Below are 24,163 nucleotides of genomic sequence, written 5' to 3'. Positions count from 1 at the left end.
CAACAGGAATCGGTAACCGTTGGAGCAGCGTCAGGGCAAGGTCCCGCACCATGAAGGTCAATGACGTTCGGTATCGCTCCATGGCAACGACCAGCGCCCCTCCCTCAGACCGTGCTGCCGCCGGTCCTTCGGATGGGCACGACCTGGCCGAAGGGATGCGCCACCACCTCTTCTCCAGCCAGGCCAAGTCCGCCTCCCTGGCCACCACCCACGATTTCTACCGCTGCCTCGCCCTGGCCGTCCGCGATCAGCTTCTGCACAACTGGGTCGATACCGCCGAGGCCTACACCGAGGCCCACGTCCGCACCGTCGCCTACCTCTCCGCCGAATACCTGCTCGGTCCCCACCTCGAGAACAATCTGGTCAATCTCGGTCTGAGGGAGGCCGCCCAGGCCGCCTGCACCGAACTGGGCCTCGACCTGCAGGAGCTGATCGAGGAGGAGCCGGAGCCTGGCCTGGGCAACGGCGGCCTCGGCCGCCTGGCGGCCTGCTTCCAGGAGTCGATGGCCAGCCTCGAACTCCCGGCGATCGGCTATGGCATCCGCTACGAGTTCGGCATCTTCCGCCAGCAGATCCGCTGCGGCAATCAGGTGGAGAGCACCGACCCGTGGCTGGCCCAGGGGAACCCCTGGGAAGTGATCCGGCCGGAGTGGACCTACCCGGTCAAGATCGGCGACCACACCGTGATGGGGGTGGCCTACGACACACCGATCCTCGGCTATGGGGTGCACACCGCCAACACCCTGCGGCTCTGGTCGGCGCAGGCACCGGAGTCGTTTGATTTCGCTTCCTTCAACGCCGGTGATTACACCCGGGCCGTGCTTCAGAAGATGCAGTCGGAAACGCTCTCGAAGGTGCTCTATCCCAACGATGAGATGGAGCAGGGCAAGCAGCTGCGGCTGAGCCAGCAGATCTTCTTCGTGAGCTGCAGCCTGCAGGACATGTTCCGCATCCTCAAAGGACAGGGGCTGGCGGTCACCGAGTTCCACACCAAGTTCGCCGTTCAGCTCAACGACACCCATCCGGCGATTGCCGTGGCCGAGCTGATGCGGCTGCTGATCGACGACCACGGCATCGACTGGGACACGGCCTGGACGATCACCACAGCGGCGATCAGCTACACCAACCACACCCTGCTGCCCGAGGCGCTCGAAACCTGGGGGGTGGACCTGTTTGCCCGGCTCCTGCCCCGCCAGCTGGAGATCATCTACGAGATCAATTCCCGGTTCCTGCGCATGGTGCGCATCCGCTATCCCGGCCATCCAGACCTGCTGGAGCGGATGTCGCTGATCGAGGAAGGGCCCCATCGCAAGGTGCGCATGGCCAATCTGGCCGTGGTCGGCAGCCAGCGGGTGAACGGGGTGGCGGCCCTGCACAGCGATCTGGTCCGCACCCAGCTGTTTCCCGAGTTTGCGGCTCTCTGGCCCGACCGGTTCACCAACGTCACCAACGGGGTGACGCCGAGGCGCTGGATCGCCGTGGCCAACCCGCCGCTGGCCAGCTATCTGGATGAAGCGATCGGCAGCACCTGGCGCCGTGATCTCTCCGAACTGCAGCGGCTCGAATCCTTCGCCGGCGACAGCGCCTTCCTGGAGGGCTGGCGCTCGGTTCGGGATCAGGGCAAGCAGCGGCTGGCCACGGTGATCCACCAGCAGCTGGGCGTGCTGGTGGACCCGTCCTCCCTGTTCGATGTGCAGGTGAAGCGCATCCATGAGTACAAGCGCCAGCACCTGGCGGCTCTGCAGATCGTTGAGCGCTATCTGCGGCTGCGCAATGGCGAAGACCTCCCACCCCGCACCTACATCTTCGGAGGCAAGGCGGCTCCCGGCTATGCGATGGCCAAGCTGATCATTCGTCTGATCAACGGCATCGCCGAGATCGTCAACATGGATCCGGCCATGGATGGGCGGATGCGGGTGGTGTTCCTGCCCAATTTCAGTGTCAGCCTCGGCCAGAAGGTCTATCCCGCCGTCGACCTCTCCGAGCAGATCTCCACCGCCGGCAAGGAGGCTTCCGGCACCGGCAACATGAAGATGGCTCTCAATGGTGCCGTCACGATCGGCACCCTCGATGGCGCCAACGTGGAGATCCGCGATCTGGTCGGCCATGAGAACTTCTTCCTGTTCGGCCACACCGCCGAGCAGATCGAGGCCCTCAACCGGCACGGCTACCACCCGATGCCCTGGCTGGAAAGTGATCCGATCGCCCGGGAAGCGATCGATCTGATCGGCTCGGGTCACTTCAGTGAAGGCGACCGGGAGCTCTTCCATCCCCTGCTCGCCAACCTCTGCACCCAGGATCCGTTCCGGGTCATGGCGGATATCGGCGATTACCGCCGCGCCCAGAGTGCGGTGGATGAGGCCTGGCAGAACAGTGCAAGCTGGAGTCGGATGTCCTTGCTCAACTGCGCCCGTTGTGGCTTCTTCTCCTCTGATCGCTCGATCGCTGAGTATGCGGAGCGGATCTGGAAGGTGAAACCGGTGCCGATCAATGCCTGCACCCTGCTTCCTTCCGCTCCGAGGGGCGAAAGCTGAGATGGTGGTGTCGGACCTGGCTCCCCTCATGCCCCAGACCAGCGACTGGATGTTGGCCACGGCGGCAGAGGCGGAAGCCCGGCTGCAGGCGGCCGGCATCCGCCTCACCCTCGGTGGCGAGCCCACCTATGTGCCCTTCGAGCCGGTGGGCGCCGAGTGGACCGTCGCGGCCGATGGACCCACCAAGCTCAGCTATGCCAGGGCGTTGGCGCTGGAGCTGCAGCGTCGGGTCTGGCCGGGCAGCACCTTGATGTACTGCCCCGGCAAGCGCTACGACGGTGAGGTCAACCCCCGCTGGGCGCTGCGGCTGATCACCGGGCCCGATGGCCATCCCGTGGTCCGCTGGCCCCAGGATGGTGATCCGCCGTCCTCGCCGGCCGCCGGCCGTCCCAGGAAGCTGAAGAAGGCCAAGCCGCTGCCGGGCAAACGGGCTGCTGATTTTCTTGCGGCGATCGGCGATGCGCTCGGCTGCCCCCTTCATCCGCTCAAGCTGCGCGATCCGCTCGCACCCGACCACCGGGTCTGGGCCGTGCCGCTCTGCCACCTGGGCGAGCCGGATTCAGCCGATGGACCCTCTGGATGGCAGGCAGCCGAGTGGCCACTCGCCAAGCCCCTGCGGGAGCTGCTGCCCGCCGCAGGTCCGGCCGGCCTGCGCCTGCCCCTGCAGGTCTTCCCCGAGGGCGTGCTGCGTCAGGTGCTCACCCTGGAAATCGCCGACGACGGCTGGAGCCTCTTCCTGCCCCCCCTGGCCCGGCAGCCCCTGCAGCAACTGCTTGAGCTGATCGCCGCCGCCAGTGCCGGTTGGAGCCGCCCCGACCTGAGCGGAGTGCTGCCGATCGATGTCGATGGCCACTGGCAGGTGCTCGGGCTCACCGCCGATCCCGGCGTGCTGGAGGTGAATCTGCCCGTTTGCCACAGCTGGATCGCCTACGCCGGCTGGATCCACACCCTCGATGAAGTCGGTGAGCTGGTCGGGCTGCGTTCCTGGAAGCAGAACGGCAACCGGGTCGAAGGGACCGGCGGCGGCAACCATCTGCTCTGGGGGGGACCGAGCCTGGAGGCCAATCCATTCTTCACCCGGCCGGGCTGGTTGGTGGGGATCCTGCGCTTCTGGCAGCATCACCCGAGCCTCTCCTATCTGTTCGGCAACCGTTCGGTCGGTCCGGCGTCCCAGTCGCCGCGCCTGGACGAGGGCAGCGCCAGCCGCCTCGATCTGAACCTTGCCCATGCCGCCATCGAGGCTTTGCCGGAGGGCGACCAGCGGCTGTTGATCAGCGAGACGCTGCGTCACATCCATGCCGATCGCAGCGGCAACACCCACCGCAGCGAGATCAGCTTCGACAAGTTCTGGAACCCTGCCTGGGGTGGCGGCTGCCAGGGGCTGATCGAATTCCGGGCGATCGAAAGCCTGCCCCGGCCTGAATGGACCGCGGCGATCGCCCTGCTCTGGAGTTGCCTGGCCGCCTACCTGCTGGAGCCCTCCCATCGCCCCACCAGCCTGGAAGCCTTCGCTGAGCGGCTGGCGGATGAGCTCCAGCTGCCTGCGGCCCTGTGGTCTGATCTGGAGCAGGTGCTCACCCTGCTCCAGGCCGACGGCCTCGACATCGAGGCGGAACCGTATCGCCAGATCTGGGAATGGCGTTTTCCCCTCCTGCTCGACTGGCAACGGGATGATGCCTGCCTGGAGATTCGCCAGGCCCTCGAGCCCTGGCCCCTGCTGTGCGACACGCCGGTGCAGGGGGGCAGCACCAGCCGCTTCGTGGACAGTTCCCTGCAACGTCTTGAGATCAGGGCCAACCAGGCGTTTCTCGAGTGCCACCGCCTGCGCCTCAACGGTGGGCTTCTGCCGCTCGGCAACGGCTGGCTGGGGCTCCGTTATCGCCAGACCAGCCTCTACCCATCCCTGCACCCCTGCATCGATCCCCACCTGCCGCTGCAGCTGGTGATCGAAACCAGCCCGGCGTTTCGTCAGCCGGCCGGTGTGGAGCCGGTAGCCAGGTTCCAGTTCGATGGTGGAGATGGGGAGATGGTGCCTGTGGCCGGCTCCAGCGCTGAGCTGGATGGGGCCTGGAGTCTCGAGCGTCCCGACTGGTGTGCTCCGCCCGCCGGCGGCAGGACGCTCGATCTGCGCCTGGGTTGACCCAGGCTTCGTGATGTCCACCCTGCTGATCACTGGAGGCGCCGGTTTCATCGGCAGTCACACCGCTCTGGTGCTGCTGGAGGCCGGCCATCGCCTGGTGGTGCTCGATGATTTTTCGAACAGTTCCCCGGAGGCCCTGCGTCGTGTCGTCGAGCTGGCCGGGCCCGCTGCGGGGCAGCGGCTCAACCTGATTGAAGGGGATCTCCGCAACCCGGCCGACCTGGCTCGTGCCTTCGGCGGCGCTGCGCCGATCGATGCGGTGCTGCATTTTGCCGGGCTCAAGGCCGTCGGGGAATCGGTGGCCGATCCACTCCGCTACTGGGACGTCAATGTCGCCGGCAGCCGTCAGCTGCTGGCGGCGATGGCTGCCGCCGGTTGCCGCACGATCGTGTTCAGCAGCAGTGCCACCCTCTATGGCCTGCCCGATCAGGTGCCGATCGCCGAAACGGCCCCGCTCGCACCGGTGAATCCCTACGGCCACACCAAGGCTGCCGTGGAGCGGATGCTGGCTGATCTGGCCGCCAGTGAACCGGGCTGGCGCATCGCCTGCCTGCGTTACTTCAACCCGGTCGGAGCCCATCCCAGTGGCCGGATCGGTGAGGACCCCGATGGCATCCCGAACAACCTGTTTCCCTTTCTCACCCAGGTGGCGGTGGGCAGGCGGCCGCAGCTGCAGGTGTTCGGCCACGACTGGCCCACCCCGGATGGCACCGGGGTGCGGGATTACATCCATGTGCTGGATCTGGCCGAAGGCCACCGCGCCGCCCTCGACGTACTGCTCGCCGCGCCGCCCCAGCAGCTCACCCTCAACCTCGGCAGTGGGCAGGGGCATTCCGTGCTGGAGGTGGTGCAGGCCTTCGAGCGGGCCTGCGGTCATCCGATCGCCCACCAGCTGGTTGAGCGCCGGCCCGGGGATGTGGCGATCACCGTGGCGGATCCCGGCCTGGCCCGGCAGCGGCTGGGTTGGCGCACCAGCCGGGGACTTGATGAGATCTGCCGGGATGGCTGGGCCTGGCAGCAGGCCAATCCCAGCGGCTATTGAGCGTGCGACCCGATCCGAGCCACCATCTGGTGCTGGCGGGCGGGGGGCACAGCCACGCGCTGGTGTTGCGCCGCTGGGTCATGCAGGGGTCGCCGCCCGGGGCCCGGATCAGTCTGGTGAGTAGGGCCAGCACGGCGCTCTACAGCGGCATGGTGCCCGGCCTGATCGCCGGGCTCCACGGTCTTGAGCACTGCCGCATCGACCTGCGCCGACTCTGCGAGCTGGCTGGCGTGGGTTTTGTTCGCGCTGAGATCACTGGCCTGGATCGGCTCCGGCGCGAGCTGCTGCTCGCCGGTCGCCCGCCGATCCGCTGGGACCGGCTCAGCCTCGATGTCGGCGCCGTGACGCCCGCCGCCGCCGCTGATTCCGGCGATGACCGGCCGATCAAACCATTGGAGCCCTTCCTCGCCTGGTGCGTGCTGCAGGATTCCTGCCCGGATCGCCGTGATCAGAAGCCCCTGGTCGTGCGGGGTGGCGGCGCAGCCGGGCTGGAAGTGGTGCTGGCCCTGAAAGCTCGCTTCGGCGAGCGCCGCCCGGTGATGCTGGCCCTGCGCGGCCAGGGCCTGCGGCTGGGATCGGCCGTGGCGAACCGTTGCGGCCAGCGGCTGCTGCAGGATGCCGACATTCCGATCTGGGAGGAGTCCGCCGCTGCGGTCAGCTCTGTCCGCTGCACCGGCAGCAGGGCGCCGCACTGGCTGGCCGCGGCCGGTCTGCCGGTTGATCCGGCCACGGGCCGCGTGCTCACCATGGCCACCCTGCAGGTGGAAGGGCACCCGGCGATTTTTGCCAGCGGCGACTGTGCTCAGGTCCAGGTAGACCCGCGACCCCCCAGCGGCGTCTGGGCCGTGCGGGCCGCTCCGGTGCTGGCGGTGAATCTGCGCCGCAGCCTGGTGGCCGATGGCCGATCCCTGCGCCGCTGGCGCCCCCAGCGGCGTGCCTTGCAGCTGCTTGGCGATCCCACCGGTGGCCGGCCGCGGGCGGTGGCGTTCTGGGGTCCGCTGGCCCTGGGGCCGAGCCCCTGGCTCTGGCGCTGGAAGGCCGCCATCGATCACCGCTTCATGGCCGGCTTCACGGCCCTGGCGCCGATGGGCTCCGGCCGGCCGCTGGTGGGTGCGATGGCCTGCAGGGGCTGCGCCGCCAAGTTGCCGGCCGATCCCCTCGCCCGAGCCCTGGCTGGCCTGGCTGCCCTTGGCGAGGCCAGCGCCCCGGCGACGGGGGCGGAGGATGCGGTGGTGGTGGGCAGCGGGGCCGATGGCGAGCTGCAGTTGCAGAGCCTCGACGGCTTCCCGGCCCTGGTGGCCGACCCGTGGCTGAATGGTCGACTCACCACCCTGCATGCCTGCTCTGACCTCTGGGCCTGCGGAGGCAGGGTCAGCAGTGCCCAGGCTCTGGTGACCCTGCCCCGGGCGGCTGAGTCAGTTCAGGAGGAGCTGCTGCTGCAGACCCTGGCCGGGGTCTGCTCGGTGCTTGAGCCCCTGGGGGCGGTCCTGCTCGGTGGGCACACGCTTCAGCAGCGGCAGGCTGATGGCGAGCTGAGTCTTGCCCTCACCGTGAACGGAACGGTTCCGTCGGGGCGGTTCTGGTCCAAGGGGGGCCTGCGGCCCGGCGATGCCCTGTTGCTCACCCGGCCGATCGGCAGCGGAGTGCTGTTCGCCGCCGCCATGGCCGGGGCGGCCCAGCCCGGCTGGATCGATGCCGCCCTGGAGGTCATGCAACAGAGCCAGGCGCCCCTGGTGGAGCGGTTGGCTGCCCATGGCTGCCGGGCCTGCACCGACATCACCGGTTTTGGCCTGCTGGGCCACCTGGGGGAAATGCTCGAGGCGGCGCCGGGATCGCTCAGCGTCGTGCTGGAGGATGGGGCGATTCCTGTCCTGCCAGGGGTTCGGGAGCTGCTGAGCCAGGGGTTTGCCAGCAGTCTGGCGCCCGCCAACCGCCGGGCCTTCGCGCTGCTCGAAACGGGACGGGTGCGGATCCGGCAGCAGGGCACCGAGCTGCTGCCTCGGGAGCTGCTGATCGACCCCCAGACCTGTGGTCCCCTCCTGGCGGCCCTGCCGGCGGAGCGCTGCCATGCCGCGCTGGCCGCCGTGAAGGCCTGCGGCTTTGCTGAGGCCGCCCTGATCGGCCATGTGCCGGCGCCTCGAAGGGATCAGGGCGCCGGCACCGCAACGGCGGCGGGCGGCCGACCGGCGTCGGAGCGGCCGTAGCGGTCCTCGAAACGAACGATGTCGTCTTCGCCCAGGTAGGGGCCGCTCTGCACTTCGATCAGTTCCACCGGGATCTTGCCGGGGTTGGAGAGTCGATGCCTGGCACCGAGCGGGATGTAGGTGCTTTCGTTCTCCCCCACCAGTTCCTCCACCCCGTTCTTTTCCACCACGGCGGTGCCTCTGACCACGATCCAGTGCTCGGCCCGGTGGTGGTGCATCTGCAGCGACAGGCACGCTCCCGGTTTCACCTGGATCTTCTTGACCTGCCAGCGTTCCCCCTCGACCACGCCGTCGTAGTAGCCCCAGGGGCGGTAGATGCGGCGATGGGCCTTGCCCTCGGCAGCGCCGACCGCCTCCAGCTGCCGGACGATCGTCTTGACCTCCTGGGCACGGTCCCGGTGGGCCACCAGCACGGCGTCATCCGTTTCCACCACGACCAGGTCGTCGACGCCGAGCCCCACCACCAGGCGGTGTTCACTGCGCAGGTAGCAGTTGCGGGAACCTTCGCTGATCACCCGGCCGCGCAGCACGTTGCCGGCGGCGTCCTGATCGGCGGTTTCCCAGAGGGCGTTCCAGCTGCCGACATCGCTCCAGCCGGCCTCAAGGGGCAGCACCGAGCCGAGCGAGGTGCGCTCCATCACCGCCACATCGATCGCCACATTGGCGCAGTTGGCGAATGCCTCGCGCTCCAGCCGCAGGAATTCGAGGTCGGCGCTGTCGTGATCGAGGGCTGAGCGGCAACAGCTCACCAGCTCCGGGGCCAGCCGCTCCAGTTCCGCCAGGATGGAGCTGGCGCGAAACAGGAACATGCCGCTGTTCCAGGTGAAGCGACCGGTGGCGATGAACCGCTCGGCGGTGGCGGGATCTGGCTTTTCGACGAAACGGGCGATCGGCTGGGGCGATGGCACGCCACCGGCCTCACCGACCTTCAGGGGCTCGACAGCTTCGATGTAGCCGTAGCCGGTTTCCGGAGCCGTCGGCACGATACCGAAGGTGACCAGCCGGCCGGCTTCCGCGGCGTCGCGGCCGGCCTCGACGGTGGCGCGAAACCGGGCGGCGTCGCGGATCACATGGTCGGCGGCCAGGATCAGCAGCAGGGGGTCTTCGCCCCGGGCGCTGGCATGGAGGGCCGCCACGGCGATGGCCGGCGCCGTGTTGCGGCCGATCGGCTCCAGCAGGATGGCGGCGGGATCGACGCCGATCTGGCGCATCTGCTCAGCCACGATGAAGCGGTGGTCTTCGTTGCAGATCAGCAGGGGAGCAGCCAGGTTGGTCAGCCCTTCGAGCCGTTGCTGGGTCTGCTGCAACAGGGTCTCGTCGCCATCGCCGGCGAGGGGCCAGTACTGCTTGGGGTAGGTGGCCCGGGACAGTGGCCAGAGGCGGGTGCCCGTGCCGCCGCAGAGGATGACCGGCACCAAGCAGGCGGTTGGTCCCATCGATGAGCGGTCCGCACTCACCCCATCGTATGGAAAGGCCCCGGTTTCAGAAGCTTTCCCGCCGCCATGTCAGGGGTCGAGCAAGCCCGGTGGGGGTGTGATCTCCAGCCAGCCCTCGCCGACCTCCACCCGCGGCACGATCGGTTCAACGAAGGGGATCAGCACCCGGCGCCGCTTGGCCTGTCCGCCGGCCGGGGTGATGCCGGCGCTGTCATTCAGTTCCACTTCCAGCAGATCGTTGCCGGCGTGGATCAGATCCACCACGGTGCCGATCGGCGTGCCGGTCGGTGCCAGCCGCACCTCCAGCCCCTGGAGTTCGAGCAGATGGAACTCCCCCTCAGCCAGGCGGGGGCGATCGTCGGCGGAGACCAGCAGCTCCTGGGAAACCAGGGCCTCGGCCGCCTCGCGGCTCGCAATGCCCTCCAGCCGCACGATGAACAACTCCCGGCCGGGCAACTGGCGGCCGCTCAGCAGCTGCACCGGCCGCGGCGCCTCCTGCATGAGGCGCAGCCAGCGGCGGCCAGGCCGGGTGAAGCGTTCAGGGAAGTCGGTGCGGGGGAGCATGCGCAGCTCTCCCTGCAACCCCTGGGCCCCAACGACCCGGCCGACCACAAGCCAGTCATCCGCTGCATCGTCTGCCACGGAACCCGGCGCCTTTGCCTGTTCACTGCCGCCCATGGCGTCTTGCCCTGTTTTCGCCATCGGCCTCGATAATGGACCCACCGCTGAACTGCTCCGATGGTCGCCACAGATCTGCCACTCCTGCCGATCCTGCCGGGCAGCACCGTGACCGTTCGCGACATCACCTCGATCTACAACGGCTATCGCGGCTTCGTGCAGCGGATCAGCGGTGCTCGCGCCGCCGTGCTGTTCGAGGGGGGCAACTGGGACAAGCTGGTCACGATTCCTCTGAGCACCCTGGAGCAGGGCTGAGCCGGGCCAGGGCCGCCCGGGCCGCCTGCTGCTCCGCTTCCCGGCGGGAGCCCCCCCAGCCCTCGCCGAGCCGATCGCCCAGGAGCTCCACCCAGCAGATGAATCGCTGGGGATCGCCGTGGCGCTGGCTGCGCTCTTCGCTGCGGTAGTGGGGCAGGCCGCTGGCCCTGGCCTGGCTCCATTCCTGCAGGGCCGATTTCCAGTTGTGACGATGGGGATCGCCCAGCAGCTCGGCGATGCTGCGCCGCCAGTGGGGGGCCAGCCAGCGGTGAACCGGCTTCAGGCTTCCCCAGGCTTCATAGAGCCCACCCACCAGCGCTTCGCAGGTTTCAGCCCGGATCGTGCGGCGCCCGGCTGGATCACCGATCGCCAGTGGGCCCAGCCGCAGCACCGCCTCGATGCCACAGCTCTCGCCCAGTTCCGCCAGCCAGCGGTCGCTGACGATCTGAGCGCGCAGCTCCGAGCAGGCCCCGACGCCGAGCTCGGGGTGATGCTGCTGCAGGTGTTCCGCCGCCGCCAGGCGCAGCACGGCATCGCCGAGGAATTCGAGTCGTTCGTGGTTGCGGCTCAGGCCCGCCGAGCTGTGGGTGAGGGCCTCGTCGATCGGCTCCAGATCGGGTTCGGGCCACCCGATTGCCGCGCTCTCCGGGTCGATCGGATCCAGAACGCCGATCGCCACAAGAAAGTGGAGCAGCTGCCGCCGCCGATCCGGGGCAAGGGGCGCTGCTGGGGAGATCGGAGGCGTCATGCGCTGCTGCCTGGCGCGGAAGGGGGTGAAAGCAGGACATAAGCCGGGTTCTGTTCCAGCCCGCCGGAGCGGACCGGGGCAGTCATCTATCTGGGACCGCCGTTACCGACGGCCTCGAGCGGCGCGCTTGTGTCGGGACGGGTGCCATGGCCAACCGTTGTCCCTGGGCCTTGCTCCCAGCCGGGGTTTACCGAGCCAGCACCTCTCGATGCTGCTGGTGCGCTCTTACCGCACCCTTGCACCCTTGCCTGTGCGCCGGGCGAACCCGGGCCATCGGCGGTGTGTTTCTGTGGCACTGTCCTCACGGTCGCCCGCACTGGGCGTTACCCAGCAGGCCTGGCCATTGGGGAGCCCGGACTTTCCTCAACCGGACCCGGCATTCCGCCCCGAAGGCCGGACTTCCGCTCCGATTGCGACCACCTCGCCTGCTTTCAGCTGCGAGTTTAGGCAGTGATCCGTCAGCTCACCGATCCGCCCCACCCATGCGATGCGTCCCACCCATGCGGATAATGGAAGCCATTGGGGCTGTAGCTCAGCCGGATAGAGCGACGGTTTCCTAAACCGTAGGTCGTGGGTTCGAGTCCCGCCAGCCCCGTTCTCTAAAACCCTGGTCCTAACAAGGTTTTAAGGAAAGCCAAGGCCGTAAAGTCGGCTTCCGCCAGCCTCCGCCGTTAGGCAAAGAACTAGGCAAATCGGCCCGGATCGACCACCATTAGGCAAATGGTTAGGCAAATTCGGTGCCTCCTTCCGACCCCTGGCTGGCCCGCCAGAACGCCGCTCTCAAGCTGAAAGGACACGGCGTGGCCCTCGATGTAGGAGGTGGTCGGGTGCGCCTGCGGGCGACCATGCCGGCGCGTCCTAACGAACCAACCGGGGCCGAACCCAAGCAGCACCGCATCAGCACTGGGCTGACCTATCCGGATCAGGCCACAGAGTCGTTGCAGCTGGCCGAGCAGTTGGGCAATGCCCTAGAGCGGCACCGCCTTGGGCTGGAGGTATTCGACTGGACGCCTTGGCTGCCCAAGGGGCGCCAGAGGAAGTCCTCTGACGGGGCTGACCAGCTGGATGGCGTTAGCGGCCAGCAGGCTGTTCGCCTCACCCAGCAGTGGTGGGAGAAGCAACGGCGGCGGGGCCCTTCCGCGGAGGACAGCTGGAAGGTTGACTACGCCGCCCCGCTGGCGCCCCTGCTGGAGATCAGCCCCCTGCGGCCTGAGCACCTGGTAGCGCTGGTGGAAGCAACGCCATCAGGCAGCCGCTCCAGGCGACGGGCCTCTCAGGCCGCGGCCACGGTGGCCAGGGCTCTGGACTGGCCCGATGAGCTGGTGTCCCAACTGCGGGAACTTGGCAAGGGCTACAGCGGCTCCCGCAGCCAGGCTCCCCGCGATCTACCCAAGGATGAGGCAATCGAAGCGCTGATTGATCGCCTGTCGCCCTCTTGGCAGTGGCCGGTGGCGGTGGCGGCTGCCTACGGCTGCCGGCCCCATGAGGCGCTGCTGTTCGCCGATGTCCAGCCGTCAGGGCTGCTGCGCATCACCGATGGCAAGACCGGGGCGCGGCAGTCGCTGGCCCTGCCGGCGGAGTGGATCAAGCGCTGGTCCCTGCACACCAAGCGACTGCCGGCCTTCAACCCCGAGCGCAGCCACCGTGATGTCGGGGCCTTGATGGGTCAGGCGTTCCGCCGTACAGGAGCTGAGTTTCAGCCGTACGACCTGCGTCATGCCTGGGCGGTGCGGGCGATTCACAATCCGAAGATCTCGCCGTCACTGGCCGCCAAGTCGATGGGGCACAGCCTGGCGGTGCACAGCAGCGTCTACCAGCGCTGGTTCGACGCCCATGAGATGGAGTCGCTCCAGGCGGTGCTCAGCGCAGCGTCTTGAGATAGCGCTCCACATTCACCAGATAGGAGTGGCGCTTACCGGAGGGTGAGGGCATCTGGCGATAGCAATCCGGTGGAAAGCCACCGCGCACGATGCGGTACTTGAGAGCCCGGGGCGACGAGAAGTGCAACAGTTCCGCGGCCTCTCGCAATGGAAGCCAGGGACTGCTTTTCCGCGCAGTCGGCGGCTGCTGAGCCGTGAGCAACTTCAACTGTGCCGACAGTCTCGCGAGCTGATCCGTCAGCTCAGTAACCACGTGCTCCATGTCGCTGTGGTCTGGCTTCATGGCTCACCCCCTGGCCATCGACCCGACGGTCACCAGCCGCTTGCTGCTGCTGGCTTGGGTGATCCAGGTTTGCTGCCGGCCCGGTGATGCGGCGCTCTCCATCAGCCAAGCTCCCGCACGACGTCAACCACGGCCGGGTTCCACAGGAGCTGGTAACCGCTGTGGCCATGGCGGCAATACGGCATGGCCTCGGCCCACTCCTGGCCCCGATCCGTCAGTTCCCACTCATCGCGAGCGTTGCGGATCTGCAACCCGCAGGCCGCCAGGTGCTGGTTCATCACCCGGGCCGACATGCCCAGGCGCCGCCCCAATTGGGTGGCATTGAGTGAACAGATGGGCTCCTCGGCCGCCGGCAAGGCTCGGCGCAAGGTTTCCACCACCAGGCCGGTGTTCTCCTGAATGCAGGTGAGAGTCGCGGCCATGGCGATGCCGGCCTTCACGCCAGGGACTTGCGCGATGGCCTGGCCGATCAGCAGCAGAGCGCCGACGCTGTCCTGCTTCTCTGAGGGCAAGGATGCCGACGCGGGTGCGGTGCCCGGCACCGCATAGCTTCCCGTGCGGCGAATCGCCGGCAGGACCTCATGGATGACCCAGCGCTTGAAACGCTGTGCCTCCTTCTTGCGGCTACCCAGTACCAGGCTGTAGAGACCAGGCTCATTGACGATCGTCATCGCCTGCTCGCCACCAGGGGTGTGAATTGAGCTCACACCCTTTTCGTCGTCGTCCAGCCGCTCCAAGGCCTTGCGGTCAAGGGCGAGCGAGGCGAGCAGATCGGCAGCGACGAACCAGGGATCACCCAGCTCATCGGTAATGACCCGGATCTGACGGCCCTCGTAGTCAAAGGGCACAAGGGAAGACGTGCTGTTGTTCATCGGTCTGAAATCGGTGTGACTGTGGAAAGTGCGCTGACGGCGGAACCTGTATCGGGGCGGAAGACGTTGGTGACCGCATACAGCCGCGGCGGCACTGGACCAGCGATCACCAGCAGAAGGGTGCTGAGCTGAAACACCAGCCCCAGCAGCACCAGCTGGCGAAGGGCGGCGAGGCTGCTGACGCTGACCGTGATGGTGCTGGGCCGGCGGCTGCGGCAAAAAGCCGGTAGCTGCGGTCGGCGACCACCGCCCCGGCTGCCGGTCACGTACGGAGAGCCCATCAGAAAGGCGCCTCGTCGTCATCCTCGACAGCCCAACCGGTAGTGCTTCCAGCGTCTGAGCCACTACCGGTGGTGTAGCCGTCCAGCTCGTCAAACCCGTCGGTGGGATCGACCTGCTCGTAGGGCACGAACTCGACCACCTGGATGGCGCGGGGCTGGAAGGTCATGCCGCAGCCGTTCTCCCCATCCCAGTCGTAGATGTCGAAGGCGACGATCACCTTGGAGCCGTTGCCGACAGCGGCCCCATCCCAGGGCTGTTTTTTGGCATCGACGATGCGGGGCCCCTCGGAGAGTGAGCCGTCGCGCCGCTGGAACTGCGGCACCTTGAAGCGCACCAATGTGATCTCGCTGGGCTTCTCCTTGTCCGGCTTCCAGGGGAAGCCCTTTTCAGCCCGCCGCTTGCGGCTGCCGTGCAGGGCAATGAACTGGTCTTCCATCGCCAGCAGGAAAGCCTGGGCTTTCTCGTTGCTGTTGGGGAGCAACACATCGGCAGTCCAGGCCTTGGGCTTGCTCCGATCGAGCTGGTGACGGGGGGTGATCAGGTGGGCCCAGCGCACTTCGGCGAGGGGCGTGCGGAAGATGTCCTTAGCCATGGGTTGAATCGGTGGAAACGGGGTGTTGATTGAACGGGGGAAGGGGAGGCAAGCCGAAGCGCTCGCGCAGAAGGTGATGCACCGCTCCGCTGGCGGAGAGGTTGTGGTGCTCCATCAGCTCGCGAACCCGTAGGTAGACGTCGGTGCGCACCTGGGTCTGAATGAAGTGACGACCGGCCCGTGAGCGGGGCTGCTCGCCGTAGCGCCGCCGGCTGCTCATGGATCCGCCGGCGCCTGCGCGCCATCGAGCTCTTCGAGGAAGCGATCGATCAAGGCGGCGTGCTGGTGTTGGGTGATGCGATCGCCGATGGAGCGGGCATTGCGCGGCACCTGGAAGTGCTCGCGGAACGCTTTGGTCAGCTCCTGTCGAGCGGCCTGGGGCAGGGCCAGGATCCGCTGGTGGGTGGCCTCGATCTCCTGGGGCGTGAGCGGCTCCAGGGCGACATCGAGGTCAACCGCCGGAGCGGGGCCCTCCTGCTTGTCGGGAGAGAGCTGAGCCGAAGACTCAGCGATGCCTGCAGTTGCAAGCTTTATGCGCTCACAATTCTCAGGCTCTACAGGCTGAGCTTGTTGGGCCAAAGGGATGCCCAGCAGCATGGCCAGCATCCAGCCGGAGGCCTGCAGCAGGTCATCGACCTCGTCGGCCCACTCCTCACTGCTGACCTCGGCGCCGCCAGCGTGCATCACGGTGACGCGCAGCTTGTGACGACCACGGATGTCGACCAGCTGGGCGCTGAAAGCAATACCTGAGGCAAAGGCCGGCCGGGCTGCCTCGACCACGGCAGCCAGATCAAGGGATGAAACCGCCTGCACCTGCTCCTGAAAGGAAGCCAGGGCGGCGGTGAGGGCACGCTCGGCGCTGCCTTTTCCGTTGAGCAGTTCAAGGGCTTCGACTGGCACGCCTGCGCGCGCGGGGGATTGCGTCATGGCGACTGAGACTCGGGCTTGTGCCCGCTGGCCTGAGCTTAGCGGCTTGCTAACGCTAGGTGCAACTCCTTGCCGGGCTCGCAATCGTCCGGGCCCTGCTGAGGCTCCTGTCATGGCGTGCCCCGCTAGTCGACCAGGGACTTCTGCTCCCAGGTGCTGATCCACTGCTCGGGCAGGAAGTCTTCCCCTTCTACCCAGAGCTGGGCCAGCTCGATCGAGCTGTAGTCATCGATGGCCAGCACCTCCGAGAAGCGCTTCTGGTGCTCCTGCGGTGCAGATTTGACCAGCTGCTCCAGGGCCTGGGTGACGTCAAGGCCGCCTTCCTTGATCACGCGGCGTACGTGCTGGCGCCACTTCTGGCAGGTCTCCTCTGCCCGCTTGGGCGTGAGCGTGGGGGCAGGCGCAGCCTGGTAGGCCCTCGGCACTGGCAAGTAGCCGATGTAGCAGCTCCAGAAATCGACGGCATCCCAGAGCTTGCCGTCGTCACCGCGCAGGGTTTCGGCGTCCTTGAGCTGCTCCTTGAGGCGCTGGCTTTTCACTCCCTCCCATCGTTTCTGGTCGTCATCGAGGCGGCGGTTGAGCTCCTCGAGCTGGAAGAAGGCCTTCTGGCGCAGCTCACCAGCCTTGCCCTGCTCGATCACCGAGAGGTTGCCGTAGGAGATCACCTCAAAGTTGGCTTCTGTTCCCCATTCGCAAGCGGTGTACTGGGTCCAGCCGTTGCGGCGCCGCCAGTTGAGCAGCATCTTCCCGAAGGCCCGACGCGACTCGTCCTGCCAATCGAGGACAGCCTGGTAGGTGCGCTTAACGGGCTTCTTTACTTGTGCCATAGCCCAATCTTACGCAATCCTTGGCACAGCTAGCCAGAGCTTGTTACAGCTTGGCAGCCTGGTCGCGGCAGTTGCCTGGCTTGGCCAGAAGCTGCTTGACCTGTTGGCCGCTGAGAATCCGGCCCGTCTGGGCCTGGAAGCGCAGGGCCAATGTGTAGGGATGGGCGCCTGGATGGCGGCGGGCCAGCGCCTGCAGCTGCCGGCGCAACTCAGGCCGGTTCATGCCACTTCCTTGCTTGCTGCGCCCAGATCCAGAACGGCCTGGGCCTGCTCAATGGAGCGGCAGACCGCAGCCACCCCGCCGAGCTCCTGCACGAGCCGCAGAAAGGCCCGCTGCTCCGGGCTGACAACCCCGCAGGAGGTCTTGATTTCCAGGGCGACGAACTGGGCGACACGCTTGCCCACCATCTCCGGTGTCACTTCCAGAGAGCGCAGGCCAATCAAGTCGCTGCTGCCCTTGCAGAGCCCAAAGCGCACGTAGCGCCCCTGCTGATCGAGCAGGGCGCCTGTGTTATTGCGCCAGAGCCGCACCGGGCCCCGGCCGCAGGCCAGGCGGATGCGCTGCTGGATCTCGTGTTCGCTGGGCGAGGAGGAGGCCATACCTCCTGTTGCCGGGCTGGCCGTCAGGCATCCACATGTATTGGCAGTTCAGCCAATACATGGGCAGTATTGGCTGAACTGGTTCCTCGGCTGATACCTCGATCGATGGCGCTGCCGAACCTCTGGGGGCTCTACAACCTGCGCTCCTCCCCCTACTTTCAGGCCACCCTGAGGTCTGACACCGAGGCCACGCCCCTGCGTCTTTTTGTCGGCCGGCAGCGGGAACGGCAACTGCTCCTCACCACGATCGGCAGCAGCCGCAGCTCAAGGCAGGCTTTGGCCGGCAGGCCTGGTATCGGCAAGACCACCCTGGTGCAGGCCGTGAAGGCTGACGCCCGTGAGGCGGGCTACTGGACCTCTGCCGAAATCATTGCGCTGGGCAGTGAAGGCAGCTCAGAAGACCTTCTTGGCCGGCTGCTCAGTGGCGCCTACGACGCGGTGCTAGCCAGTTACCTCACTGCGGCCGGTCCGGCGGTGGAGGCGGCCCAGCAGCTGGTGCGGAGCTTTCGACTGCGTGGCGGTGGCTTTTCAGCGTCGGCCTTTGGCTTCGGGGCAGGCGGCACCCAAACCGAAGGCGTGTCGACACCACCCAGTGCCCTGGTCCTCGATGGCCCACGGGTGCTGCGGGACCTGCTGGCCTATGCGGAGGCGCAGGGGGCCCAGGGCCTGGTGCTTCATCTCAACAATCTCGAGAACCTCAGCGAGGCCGACGCAGACCGTGCAGCCGATCTGCTTCGCAGCATCCGCGATCAGGCCCTACTTCTAGATGGGCTGCACCTGATTGTGGTGGGCACCACGGACGCGGTGCGAACGGTGGTGCAGACCCACACCCAGATCCGTTCGGTGTTCAGCGATCCTCTGGTGCTTCAGCCCCTTGAGCTGGAGGACGTGCAGCAGCTGCTGGCCAACCGCTACGCCGCCCTGCAGCTGGCCCCGGGCCAGCCCTGGCGTGCACCGGTGGAAGGCGCCGTGGTGGAGCGGCTCTATCAGCTCTTCCGTGGGGATTTGCGCGGGATGCTCAAGGCCCTGGAGGACGGCATGACGGCTCTGCTGGGGCTGACCGCTGCAGCAACCAGCGACGGCGTGGCGCCCGCCGGCATGGACGATCTGCTGCTGGTGCTGCAGCAACGAAATCAGCAGGAGCTGAAGGACCAGTTGGGGCCAACGGCCTGGGAACGTCTGTTGGCCTGGGGTAACCGTGACCTGGAAGCCCATGAGATTCAGACCGATCTCGTGACGCTGTGGGGCATCAGACAGCCGGCGGTCTCCCAGACCCTGCAGCAACTCACCGCTGTTGGCGCCGTGGAAGCCCTGCCCCGCAAGGGGCGTGAGCCGATTCAGTACATGCTCACCGGGACGGCACGGCTGGCTTTTTGATCCGGCTCAACCACGAGAAACGAGCGCACAAATACTCTGAGTATTTGCTGATTGCCAAATACCTGGGGTGTATTGGCAGGGCTGCCCCCTTCGTAAATACCTCATGCCTTGCTGCGCTGGCGGGCCGCCCAGATGTGCTTAGCCCAGCCGGGCTTGTAGCCGCGCTCCTGCTCGCGCTGCAGTAGCTGCTCAAACGTGCGGCAACCAGCTGCCGGGTGGCTGCGCCGGGTCAGCTGCTGCTGGTTGGGCCTGGGCCGGTGGTGGGCTGAACCGATGATTTCGACCAGCTCGCCCTCGAGCTGCTGAAGTCCGCGCCGCTGCTCATCGCGCTCGTCCGTGAGGAATAGGTGGCCGCAATCAGGGCAGATCTGCGCTGCACTGGGACAGCTGCAGAAGCAAACCGGGCAGTCTTTGATCGGAATCGAGACGCCGTCCCGCCGGCGGCGCCCGGCCAGGTTCCACTCCCGCTCATCGGTGGGCAGGCCATGGCGATGGGCATTGCCGACGTGATCGAGGATCACCGCCTCCTGCTTCCCCGGTGCGGGCCGCAGGGCCCTCCCGACCATTTGCAGGTAGAGCGACAGGCTGGCAGTGGGGCGCATCAGGATCGCGCCGCCCACCGAGGGGATGTCGGTCCCCTCGGAAATGATCATGCAGCTGGTGAGCACCTCCACCTCGCCGGTGGCCAGCCCGGCGATCAGGCGCCTGCGTTCCTCGGCTGGGGTGCTGCCGCTGACGGCAGCGGCCCGAATTCCCGCGGTGCGGAAGGCGCCGGCCATCTGCTCGGCGTGCTCGACGGTGCAGCAAAAGCAGATGGCGGTGCCCGGGTGGAGCCGGCGCCGGTAGTGGGAGACGGCATCGCCGATGGCGGCCCGATCCCCAAAGGCCTGGGCGGCTTGCTCCAGATCAAATTCGCCCATTCGGCGGCGCAGCTTGCTGTTTTTCGCCCTGGGCCAGGAGAAGACCCGCGGCCGGGCCAGCCAGCCCTGAGCCACCAGCCACGCTGCCGATGGGCCCAGCACCAGGGCCTCAAAGAAGCCACCAGCTTCCACGCCGAGCCCCTTGCCGTCGAGCCTTTCGGGGGTGGCGGTCTTGCCGATCAGGTGGGCTTGTGGCCAGGCGTTGATGATCCGGCCCCAGACGTTGCCGGCCACCAGATGGTGGGCCTCGTCCTGAATGATCAGATCCGGCGGTGGCAACAACGCCAGTCGCCGTGCGACGGTCTGCACCGACCCGACCGCCACCCGGCTCTCGCCGTTGTGCTGGGCGGCCCTCCGCTGGTCGGGAGCGATCACATTGGGCTCCAGACCCCAGGCCCGCACAGTGCCTGTGAGCTGGTCAATCAGCTCGGCCCGATGGGCAAGGACCAGCACCCGCCGGCCCTTGCCGGCAGCGCCCTGCACAATCGCGCCGATCGTCTGGCCCTTGCCCGCACCGGTGGGCATCACGGCGCAGACCCGCCGATGGGTCTTGAGGGCGGTGCGGAGGTCGGCCAGCAGCCGCTGCTGGTAGTCGCGCAGGACAACGGGGGACATGGTGCTGTGACTGATCGGGATAATGGCTGGTCGATCACTGCCATTGACCCAGGCTAACAAGCCTAGGCTTTGCGAGTTAGGCTGTAGTGAGCGAGCAACGCCGTCATGTCCCTCTACGCGCCGCCGCTGAGCGTGTCCATCACCCATGAGCAACTGCGCTGGCTGGACAGGCGCCGGCGCCATGGCTCCATCAGTCGCTCGGCGGCCCTGCGCCAGGCCCTCGATGCCCTGATCCGCGCCGACGCGCCCAACTCTCAGCAGGAGTTCGCCGTGCCCAGTTCGCCTGCCCAGGGGAACTGAGCGGAAGCGACCATGGCCTCTGATGCCATCGAGGCCGCCCGCGGCCGTTGGCCGGAACTCCTCTGTGCTTTGGCGGGGCTGAGCAGCAAGCAGCTCAGCAATCACCATCAGCCCTGCCCGCTCTGCGGCGGCACAGACCGCTACCGCTTCGATGACAAGGACAGCAGCGGCTCCTGGTTCTGCAACCAGTGCGGCGGCAAGGACCAACGCGGTGGCGCCGGCTCCGGCATGGACCTGCTGATGCGCCGCCAGGGCTGGAGCTTTGTGGAAGCTGCCAGGCAGGTGGAGGCCTTCCTCGGTCTGGTGCCTGATGCCCAGGGCACCAGTGCTAGCAGGGGTTCAAGGCGAACCGGCAAGCCCTGGCGCATGCCCGAGAAGCCACCCGGCGATGCCCTGCCGCCGGCGTTGAATCGCGGCGCGACTGCCCAGTGGGCCTACCGCAACGGCGCTGGGGAGGTGCTGTTCTGGATCCAGCGGATCCAGCTGCGCAACGGCGGCAAGGCCTTCCTGCATCGCGTCTGGCTGGATGGGGACTGGCACCGCCCCAGCCGCCGCGATGCCTTTTCCTGCGAATGGCCGACACCCAGGCCGCTCTATGGCCTGCCGGATCTGCTGCAGCGCCTGGAGGCACCGGTGCTGGTGGTGGAAGGGGAGGGCACCGCCGATGCGGCCGCCCGCTTGTTGCCGGAGCACGTGGTGCTCGCCTGGCCCAACGGCGCAAAAGCCATCGCCAAGGCGGACTGGTCGCCGCTGGCCGGCCGGTCGGTGATCCTCTGGCCCGATGCAGATGCCGCTGGGCAGGCAGCGATGGAGAGCCTGGCCGCACTGCTGCAGGCCCAGGGTTGCCAGGTCCAACTCGTTGCCCTGCCCGATGACCTGCCGGCTGGCTGGGACCTGGCCGATGCGGATTGGACGCCACGGCAAGCCGCCCGGCAGCTGGCCAAGGCAGCCAAGCCGTGGATGCCACCAGAGGCTGCTGGCGTAGGCCCTGATGCTGAACCCGAAGCTGATGTCATCGGTCAAGCCGATGGCGGACCTCCAGCGCCTGGGCCAACGGCCGCTCGGCACCAGGCACCTTTTCTCTGCCTCGGCTACGACGCCGACGCGAACTTCTATCAGCCGGGCAGCACCGGCCAGGTGATTCGCCTGCCCCGCGGCTCCCACACCGCCACCCACCTGGTGGCGCTGGCGCCGCTGGAGTACTGGGAGACCCTCTACCCAAGCCGCACCGGTGTGAACTGGCCGGCAGCGGCCAGCGATCTGCACAAGAGCTCCGCCGCGATGGGGATCTTTGCGGTGGAGCGCATCCGCGGCCGAGGGGCCTGGTGGGACGAGGGCCGCACCGTGCTGCACCTGGGCGACCGCCTGATCACATCTCAAGGCGAGCAGGCCATCACCAAGCCGTTCCGCTCGCGGCACATCTACCAGCGCCTCAAACGCCTCGAGGGGCCCTGCGGCGTCGACCCTCTGACCGTGCAGGAAGCAGCCGTGATCGTGAGCATCGCCAACCGCTTCCGCTGGGAGGTGCCCGCCTCCGGCACCCTGCTGCTCGGTTGGGTGGTGCTGGCTCCCATCTGCGGTGCCCTGCGTTGGCGGCCCCACATCTGGCTCACCGCCGGTGCCGGTTCGGGCAAGAGCCAGATCCTCGATCGCTTCGTGGCGCCGCTGCTTGGTGATCTGAGCCTGGTGGTGGTGGGCGCCACCACCGAGGCGGGCCTGAGGCAGACGATCTGCTCTGACGCCGTGCCGGTGGTCTTCGATGAGGCGGAGAGCAACGAGAAGGGCGACCAGCAGCGGATGCAGGCGATCCTCTCGCTGGCGCGGGTGGCCAGCAGCGAGAGCAGCGCCGAGATGCTCAAAGGTTCCCCCAGCGGTGATGTGAGCCGCTACCGGGTGCGCTCAATGTTCCTGATGTCATCGATCGCCACCGCCCTCAGGCAGGGCGCCGACAAGAGCCGCTTCGCGCAGTTGACCCTTCGCAGCCCCACCGAGATGGCCAAGGAGGTGCGGGAAGCCCACTGGCAGGCCCTGGATCGTGATCTAGATCACCACATCACCCCGGAGCTGGCCCAACGGCTGATCGCCCGCACCGTCTCGCTAATCCCTGTGATTCGTGAGTCCGTGGTCGTCTTCTCCACCGCTGCCGCCCGGCACTTTGACTCCCAGCGCCTCGGCGATCAGTACGGCACCTTGATGGCCGGTGCCTGGTCGCTGCTCAGCGATGCAGTGCCCACCCAGGAGGAAGCCGAGCACTGCATTTCCTGCCACGACTGGGAGAGCTACAGCCAGAGCACTGAAGTCCCCGATGAAGCCCGCTGCATCCAGACGATCCTGCAGCGCCAGGTGCGGGTGGAGACCGACGACAAGCCCGTCACCCGCACCATTGGCGAACTGGTGGAGCTGGCCGCCTGCCACAGCACCTGCCTCGATGTGAGCCCAGGTCTGGCGGTCCAGACCCTGGGCCGCCACGGCCTGCGGGTGGATCAGGACCGCCTGCTGGTGAGCAATACCGCCAAGGCGATCGAGCAGTTCCTCGCTGACACCGCCTGGCAGAACAGCTGGCCCGTGGTGCTGCTGCGCCTGGGAGGCGCGCAACGGGCTGGACCGGTGCGCTTCTGTGGCGCCGGCATGGTCAGCCGTGCCGTCGCCATTCCACTGAGCGTGCTGTAACGAGCAGCCGTTACAAATTGGCCAGACATAACATCAGAAGTAACGCCGAGATCCACTGCCCCGCAACCGACCTGAGCCGCTATAACGATGTAACGCTCTTGGGAGCACGTAGAGCCCTTTAGATATTTAGAGACCAATGCACGCCCTCTTCGCTTGGTACTGCTGCTTGCTAATGCCTCTACATCTGAATAAGGGTTACATCGTTACAGGCACCTCCACAAGCCTCTGCAGGCCGACCATCTCGGCCGTTACGTCCACCGTCACACCGCGTCACAGCTGAAACGGCCATGCTGACCTCCACCACCTGGCTTGAACCCATCCCCGGCCTCTGGAGGGATGAGGCGGCCCACCTCTACTGGCTTGGTGATCACCTGTTTCCCGTGTCGATCACCGGCGTGCTGGCCCATGGCCTCAGCGCCACGGCCCGCAGGGCGATCGAGGCCAAGCGGCCGGTCTGGGAGCCTCGCGGCACCACGGTGCATGCCGCCCTGGAGCACTACAGCCAGGCCCGTTTCTTGGTGGGCCACAGCACCGGCGATGCCCTGCTGGCAGTGGAGGAGCTCCCCGGGCATCACCCCTACCGGGACTGGATCCTGCCGCTGCTGCAGCTGCCGCTCTGGGATGAGGTGCAAGTGATCGCCAGCGAACGGCTCACCTGCTGCCTCACCCGCAATCTTGCCGGCGCCTTTGATGGGGCGTATCTCTCGCCGGCCCTGAGCGAGCGACGGGGCCACCCTGTGCGGGTGCTCTACGACCTCAAGACCCTCTCAGCCCACGGCCGGCCTTATTCCACCGCCGCACAGCTGGGGGGCTACATGGTGCTGGAGAGCGCGCAGGGGAACCACTACGAGCTGGGCCAGACGATCTGGAGCAAGCCCGGCGAGGCGTTCACCAGCACCTTCTACAGCCGTGAGCAGTGCCTGGCTGCCTGGGCCGCGGCCTGGAGCCGCTACTGCCTCGCCCACAGACCCTTTTGAGAGC

Annotated in this window: 23 protein-coding genes, 1 tRNA gene and 1 other RNA gene; 11 read left to right on the top strand and 14 right to left on the bottom strand. The window is 67.2% G+C overall.

The window, feature by feature from the left end; genetic code table 11:
- Nucleotides 1–80 precede the first annotated feature (80 nt).
- The 4 genes from ACXMDY_RS11320 to selD are packed head-to-tail and all read left to right on the top strand — an operon-like array spanning nucleotide 81 to nucleotide 7,920.
- On the top strand, nucleotides 81–2,534 hold the full coding sequence (locus ACXMDY_RS11320; RefSeq protein ID WP_259702381.1) for a glycogen/starch/alpha-glucan phosphorylase: 2,454 nt from the start codon (nucleotides 81–83) through the stop codon (nucleotides 2,532–2,534).
- 28 nt (nucleotides 2,535–2,562) lie between these two features.
- On the top strand, nucleotides 2,563–4,674 hold the full coding sequence (locus ACXMDY_RS11315; protein ID WP_457767622.1) for a transglutaminase family protein: 2,112 nt from the start codon (nucleotides 2,563–2,565) through the stop codon (nucleotides 4,672–4,674).
- A 13-nt stretch (nucleotides 4,675–4,687) separates the two neighbouring features.
- On the top strand, nucleotides 4,688–5,716 hold the full coding sequence (gene galE, locus ACXMDY_RS11310; RefSeq protein ID WP_259702383.1) for a UDP-glucose 4-epimerase GalE: 1,029 nt from the start codon (nucleotides 4,688–4,690) through the stop codon (nucleotides 5,714–5,716).
- 2 nt (nucleotides 5,717–5,718) lie between these two features.
- Complete coding sequence (gene selD / locus ACXMDY_RS11305; protein WP_259702384.1) at nucleotides 5,719–7,920, top strand: selenide, water dikinase SelD; 2,202 nt, start codon at nucleotides 5,719–5,721, stop codon at nucleotides 7,918–7,920.
- On the opposite strand, the gene ACXMDY_RS11300 is transcribed toward selD, so the two are convergent.
- Both ACXMDY_RS11300 and rimM read right to left on the bottom strand, forming a co-directional pair.
- Nucleotides 7,863–9,356, bottom strand: a complete 1,494-nt coding sequence (locus ACXMDY_RS11300; RefSeq protein ID WP_259702385.1) for a mannose-1-phosphate guanylyltransferase/mannose-6-phosphate isomerase — start codon at nucleotides 9,354–9,356, stop codon at nucleotides 7,863–7,865. The genes selD and ACXMDY_RS11300 overlap by 58 nt on opposite strands.
- A 69-nt stretch (nucleotides 9,357–9,425) precedes the next feature.
- Nucleotides 9,426–10,034, bottom strand: a complete 609-nt coding sequence (rimM, locus tag ACXMDY_RS11295) for a ribosome maturation factor RimM (RefSeq protein ID WP_399244208.1) — start codon at nucleotides 10,032–10,034, stop codon at nucleotides 9,426–9,428.
- Nucleotides 10,035–10,094: 60 nt separating this feature from the next.
- On the opposite strand from rimM, the gene ACXMDY_RS11290 reads away from it, so the two are divergent.
- Entirely contained in the window at nucleotides 10,095–10,289 is a 195-nt protein-coding gene (locus ACXMDY_RS11290) for an NAD(P)H dehydrogenase subunit NdhS (protein WP_259702386.1), read from the top strand.
- Here the strand turns inward: ACXMDY_RS11290 and rnc are convergent.
- Nucleotides 10,255–11,037 (bottom strand): ribonuclease III, encoded by a 783-nt coding sequence (gene rnc / locus ACXMDY_RS11285; protein ID WP_259702387.1) that lies wholly within the window; start codon nucleotides 11,035–11,037, stop codon nucleotides 10,255–10,257. The two genes, ACXMDY_RS11290 and rnc, sit on opposite strands and share 35 nt — an antisense overlap.
- 24 nt (nucleotides 11,038–11,061) lie before the next feature.
- Nucleotides 11,062–11,469, bottom strand: an RNA gene (gene rnpB, locus ACXMDY_RS11280) — RNase P RNA component class A.
- Between the two features lie 89 nt (nucleotides 11,470–11,558).
- On the opposite strand from rnpB, the gene ACXMDY_RS11275 reads away from it, so the two are divergent.
- Together ACXMDY_RS11275 and ACXMDY_RS11270 are read left to right on the top strand one after the other, a co-directional pair.
- Nucleotides 11,559–11,632, top strand: a tRNA-Arg gene (locus ACXMDY_RS11275).
- Nucleotides 11,633–11,774: 142 nt separating this feature from the next.
- Entirely contained in the window at nucleotides 11,775–12,914 is a 1,140-nt protein-coding gene (locus tag ACXMDY_RS11270) for a site-specific integrase (protein ID WP_259702388.1), read from the top strand.
- On the opposite strand, the gene ACXMDY_RS11265 is transcribed toward ACXMDY_RS11270, so the two are convergent.
- The 9 genes from ACXMDY_RS11265 to ACXMDY_RS11225 form a co-directional block, all read right to left on the bottom strand.
- A complete protein-coding gene (locus tag ACXMDY_RS11265; protein WP_259702389.1) occupies nucleotides 12,898–13,044 on the bottom strand; it encodes a hypothetical protein in 147 nt (48 codons plus the stop codon). The genes ACXMDY_RS11270 and ACXMDY_RS11265 overlap by 17 nt on opposite strands.
- 257 nt (nucleotides 13,045–13,301) lie before the next feature.
- Nucleotides 13,302–14,072 carry a BRO-N domain-containing protein gene (locus ACXMDY_RS11260; RefSeq protein ID WP_259702390.1) on the bottom strand — a complete coding sequence of 257 codons (771 nt, stop codon included), beginning with the start codon at nucleotides 14,070–14,072 and terminating at the stop codon, nucleotides 13,302–13,304.
- A complete protein-coding gene (locus tag ACXMDY_RS11255) occupies nucleotides 14,069–14,353 on the bottom strand; it encodes a hypothetical protein (RefSeq protein ID WP_259702391.1) in 285 nt (94 codons plus the stop codon). Before ACXMDY_RS11255 ends, ACXMDY_RS11260 begins: the two co-directional genes overlap by 4 nt.
- Entirely contained in the window at nucleotides 14,353–14,946 is a 594-nt protein-coding gene (locus ACXMDY_RS11250) for a hypothetical protein (protein ID WP_259702392.1), read from the bottom strand. Before ACXMDY_RS11250 ends, ACXMDY_RS11255 begins: the two co-directional genes overlap by 1 nt.
- A complete protein-coding gene (locus ACXMDY_RS11245; RefSeq protein ID WP_259702393.1) occupies nucleotides 14,939–15,166 on the bottom strand; it encodes a hypothetical protein in 228 nt (75 codons plus the stop codon). Before ACXMDY_RS11245 ends, ACXMDY_RS11250 begins: the two co-directional genes overlap by 8 nt.
- On the bottom strand, nucleotides 15,163–15,873 hold the full coding sequence (locus ACXMDY_RS11240) for a hypothetical protein (RefSeq protein ID WP_259702394.1): 711 nt from the start codon (nucleotides 15,871–15,873) through the stop codon (nucleotides 15,163–15,165). Before ACXMDY_RS11240 ends, ACXMDY_RS11245 begins: the two co-directional genes overlap by 4 nt.
- 125 nt (nucleotides 15,874–15,998) lie before the next feature.
- Entirely contained in the window at nucleotides 15,999–16,700 is a 702-nt protein-coding gene (locus tag ACXMDY_RS11235; RefSeq protein ID WP_259702395.1) for a hypothetical protein, read from the bottom strand.
- 43 nt (nucleotides 16,701–16,743) lie between these two features.
- Entirely contained in the window at nucleotides 16,744–16,923 is a 180-nt protein-coding gene (locus ACXMDY_RS11230) for a hypothetical protein (RefSeq protein ID WP_259702396.1), read from the bottom strand.
- Complete coding sequence (locus ACXMDY_RS11225; protein ID WP_259702397.1) at nucleotides 16,920–17,300, bottom strand: VRR-NUC domain-containing protein; 381 nt, start codon at nucleotides 17,298–17,300, stop codon at nucleotides 16,920–16,922. Before ACXMDY_RS11225 ends, ACXMDY_RS11230 begins: the two co-directional genes overlap by 4 nt.
- A gap of 105 nt (nucleotides 17,301–17,405) precedes the next feature.
- Between ACXMDY_RS11225 and ACXMDY_RS11220 the strand changes: the two genes are divergently transcribed.
- Nucleotides 17,406–18,677, top strand: coding sequence for an ATP-binding protein (locus ACXMDY_RS11220; RefSeq protein WP_259702398.1), 1,272 nt, complete (start codon nucleotides 17,406–17,408; stop codon nucleotides 18,675–18,677).
- Between the two features lie 101 nt (nucleotides 18,678–18,778).
- Here the strand turns inward: ACXMDY_RS11220 and ACXMDY_RS11215 are convergent, their stop codons facing one another.
- Nucleotides 18,779–20,212 (bottom strand): DEAD/DEAH box helicase, encoded by a 1,434-nt coding sequence (locus tag ACXMDY_RS11215; RefSeq protein WP_259702399.1) that lies wholly within the window; start codon nucleotides 20,210–20,212, stop codon nucleotides 18,779–18,781.
- A gap of 105 nt (nucleotides 20,213–20,317) precedes the next feature.
- On the opposite strand from ACXMDY_RS11215, the gene ACXMDY_RS11210 reads away from it, so the two are divergent.
- From ACXMDY_RS11210 to ACXMDY_RS11200, 3 genes are all read left to right on the top strand, one after another.
- The gene (locus ACXMDY_RS11210; protein WP_259702400.1) at nucleotides 20,318–20,512 is read left to right on the top strand and encodes a ribbon-helix-helix domain-containing protein; all 195 of its coding nucleotides are present in this window, start codon (nucleotides 20,318–20,320) and stop codon (nucleotides 20,510–20,512) included.
- A gap of 12 nt (nucleotides 20,513–20,524) precedes the next feature.
- Nucleotides 20,525–23,182 carry a primase-helicase zinc-binding domain-containing protein gene (locus ACXMDY_RS11205; protein ID WP_259702401.1) on the top strand — a complete coding sequence of 886 codons (2,658 nt, stop codon included), beginning with the start codon at nucleotides 20,525–20,527 and terminating at the stop codon, nucleotides 23,180–23,182.
- A gap of 287 nt (nucleotides 23,183–23,469) precedes the next feature.
- A complete protein-coding gene (locus ACXMDY_RS11200; protein WP_259702402.1) occupies nucleotides 23,470–24,159 on the top strand; it encodes a hypothetical protein in 690 nt (229 codons plus the stop codon).
- Nucleotides 24,160–24,163 lie beyond the last annotated feature (4 nt).

The sequence above is a fragment of the Cyanobium sp. ULC082 genome (genome assembly GCF_977927535.1).
This window is presented reverse-complemented; position numbering and strand designations above follow the sequence as displayed.

Excerpts from the sequence above, each read along its gene's own strand:
- ACXMDY_RS11320 (WP_259702381.1), top strand. The coding sequence starts at position 81 with ATGGCAACGACCAGCGCCCCTCCCTCAGACCGTGCTGCCGCCGGTCCT.
- ACXMDY_RS11315 (WP_457767622.1), top strand. The coding sequence starts at position 2,563 with ATGCCCCAGACCAGCGACTGGATGTTGGCCACGGCGGCAGAGGCGGAA.
- galE (WP_259702383.1), top strand. The coding sequence starts at position 4,688 with ATGTCCACCCTGCTGATCACTGGAGGCGCCGGTTTCATCGGCAGTCAC.
- ACXMDY_RS11300 (WP_259702385.1), bottom strand. The coding sequence starts at position 9,356 with ATGGGACCAACCGCCTGCTTGGTGCCGGTCATCCTCTGCGGCGGCACG.
- rimM (WP_399244208.1), bottom strand. The coding sequence starts at position 10,034 with ATGGGCGGCAGTGAACAGGCAAAGGCGCCGGGTTCCGTGGCAGACGAT.
- ACXMDY_RS11290 (WP_259702386.1), top strand. The coding sequence starts at position 10,095 with ATGGTCGCCACAGATCTGCCACTCCTGCCGATCCTGCCGGGCAGCACC.
- rnc (WP_259702387.1), bottom strand. The coding sequence starts at position 11,037 with ATGACGCCTCCGATCTCCCCAGCAGCGCCCCTTGCCCCGGATCGGCGG.
- ACXMDY_RS11260 (WP_259702390.1), bottom strand. The coding sequence starts at position 14,072 with ATGAACAACAGCACGTCTTCCCTTGTGCCCTTTGACTACGAGGGCCGT.
- ACXMDY_RS11255 (WP_259702391.1), bottom strand. The coding sequence starts at position 14,353 with ATGGGCTCTCCGTACGTGACCGGCAGCCGGGGCGGTGGTCGCCGACCG.
- ACXMDY_RS11250 (WP_259702392.1), bottom strand. The coding sequence starts at position 14,946 with ATGGCTAAGGACATCTTCCGCACGCCCCTCGCCGAAGTGCGCTGGGCC.
- ACXMDY_RS11245 (WP_259702393.1), bottom strand. The coding sequence starts at position 15,166 with ATGAGCAGCCGGCGGCGCTACGGCGAGCAGCCCCGCTCACGGGCCGGT.
- ACXMDY_RS11240 (WP_259702394.1), bottom strand. The coding sequence starts at position 15,873 with ATGACGCAATCCCCCGCGCGCGCAGGCGTGCCAGTCGAAGCCCTTGAA.
- ACXMDY_RS11235 (WP_259702395.1), bottom strand. The coding sequence starts at position 16,700 with ATGGCACAAGTAAAGAAGCCCGTTAAGCGCACCTACCAGGCTGTCCTC.
- ACXMDY_RS11230 (WP_259702396.1), bottom strand. The coding sequence starts at position 16,923 with ATGAACCGGCCTGAGTTGCGCCGGCAGCTGCAGGCGCTGGCCCGCCGC.
- ACXMDY_RS11225 (WP_259702397.1), bottom strand. The coding sequence starts at position 17,300 with ATGGCCTCCTCCTCGCCCAGCGAACACGAGATCCAGCAGCGCATCCGC.
- ACXMDY_RS11220 (WP_259702398.1), top strand. The coding sequence starts at position 17,406 with ATGGCGCTGCCGAACCTCTGGGGGCTCTACAACCTGCGCTCCTCCCCC.
- ACXMDY_RS11215 (WP_259702399.1), bottom strand. The coding sequence starts at position 20,212 with ATGTCCCCCGTTGTCCTGCGCGACTACCAGCAGCGGCTGCTGGCCGAC.
- ACXMDY_RS11210 (WP_259702400.1), top strand. The coding sequence starts at position 20,318 with ATGTCCCTCTACGCGCCGCCGCTGAGCGTGTCCATCACCCATGAGCAA.
- ACXMDY_RS11205 (WP_259702401.1), top strand. The coding sequence starts at position 20,525 with ATGGCCTCTGATGCCATCGAGGCCGCCCGCGGCCGTTGGCCGGAACTC.
- ACXMDY_RS11200 (WP_259702402.1), top strand. The coding sequence starts at position 23,470 with ATGCTGACCTCCACCACCTGGCTTGAACCCATCCCCGGCCTCTGGAGG.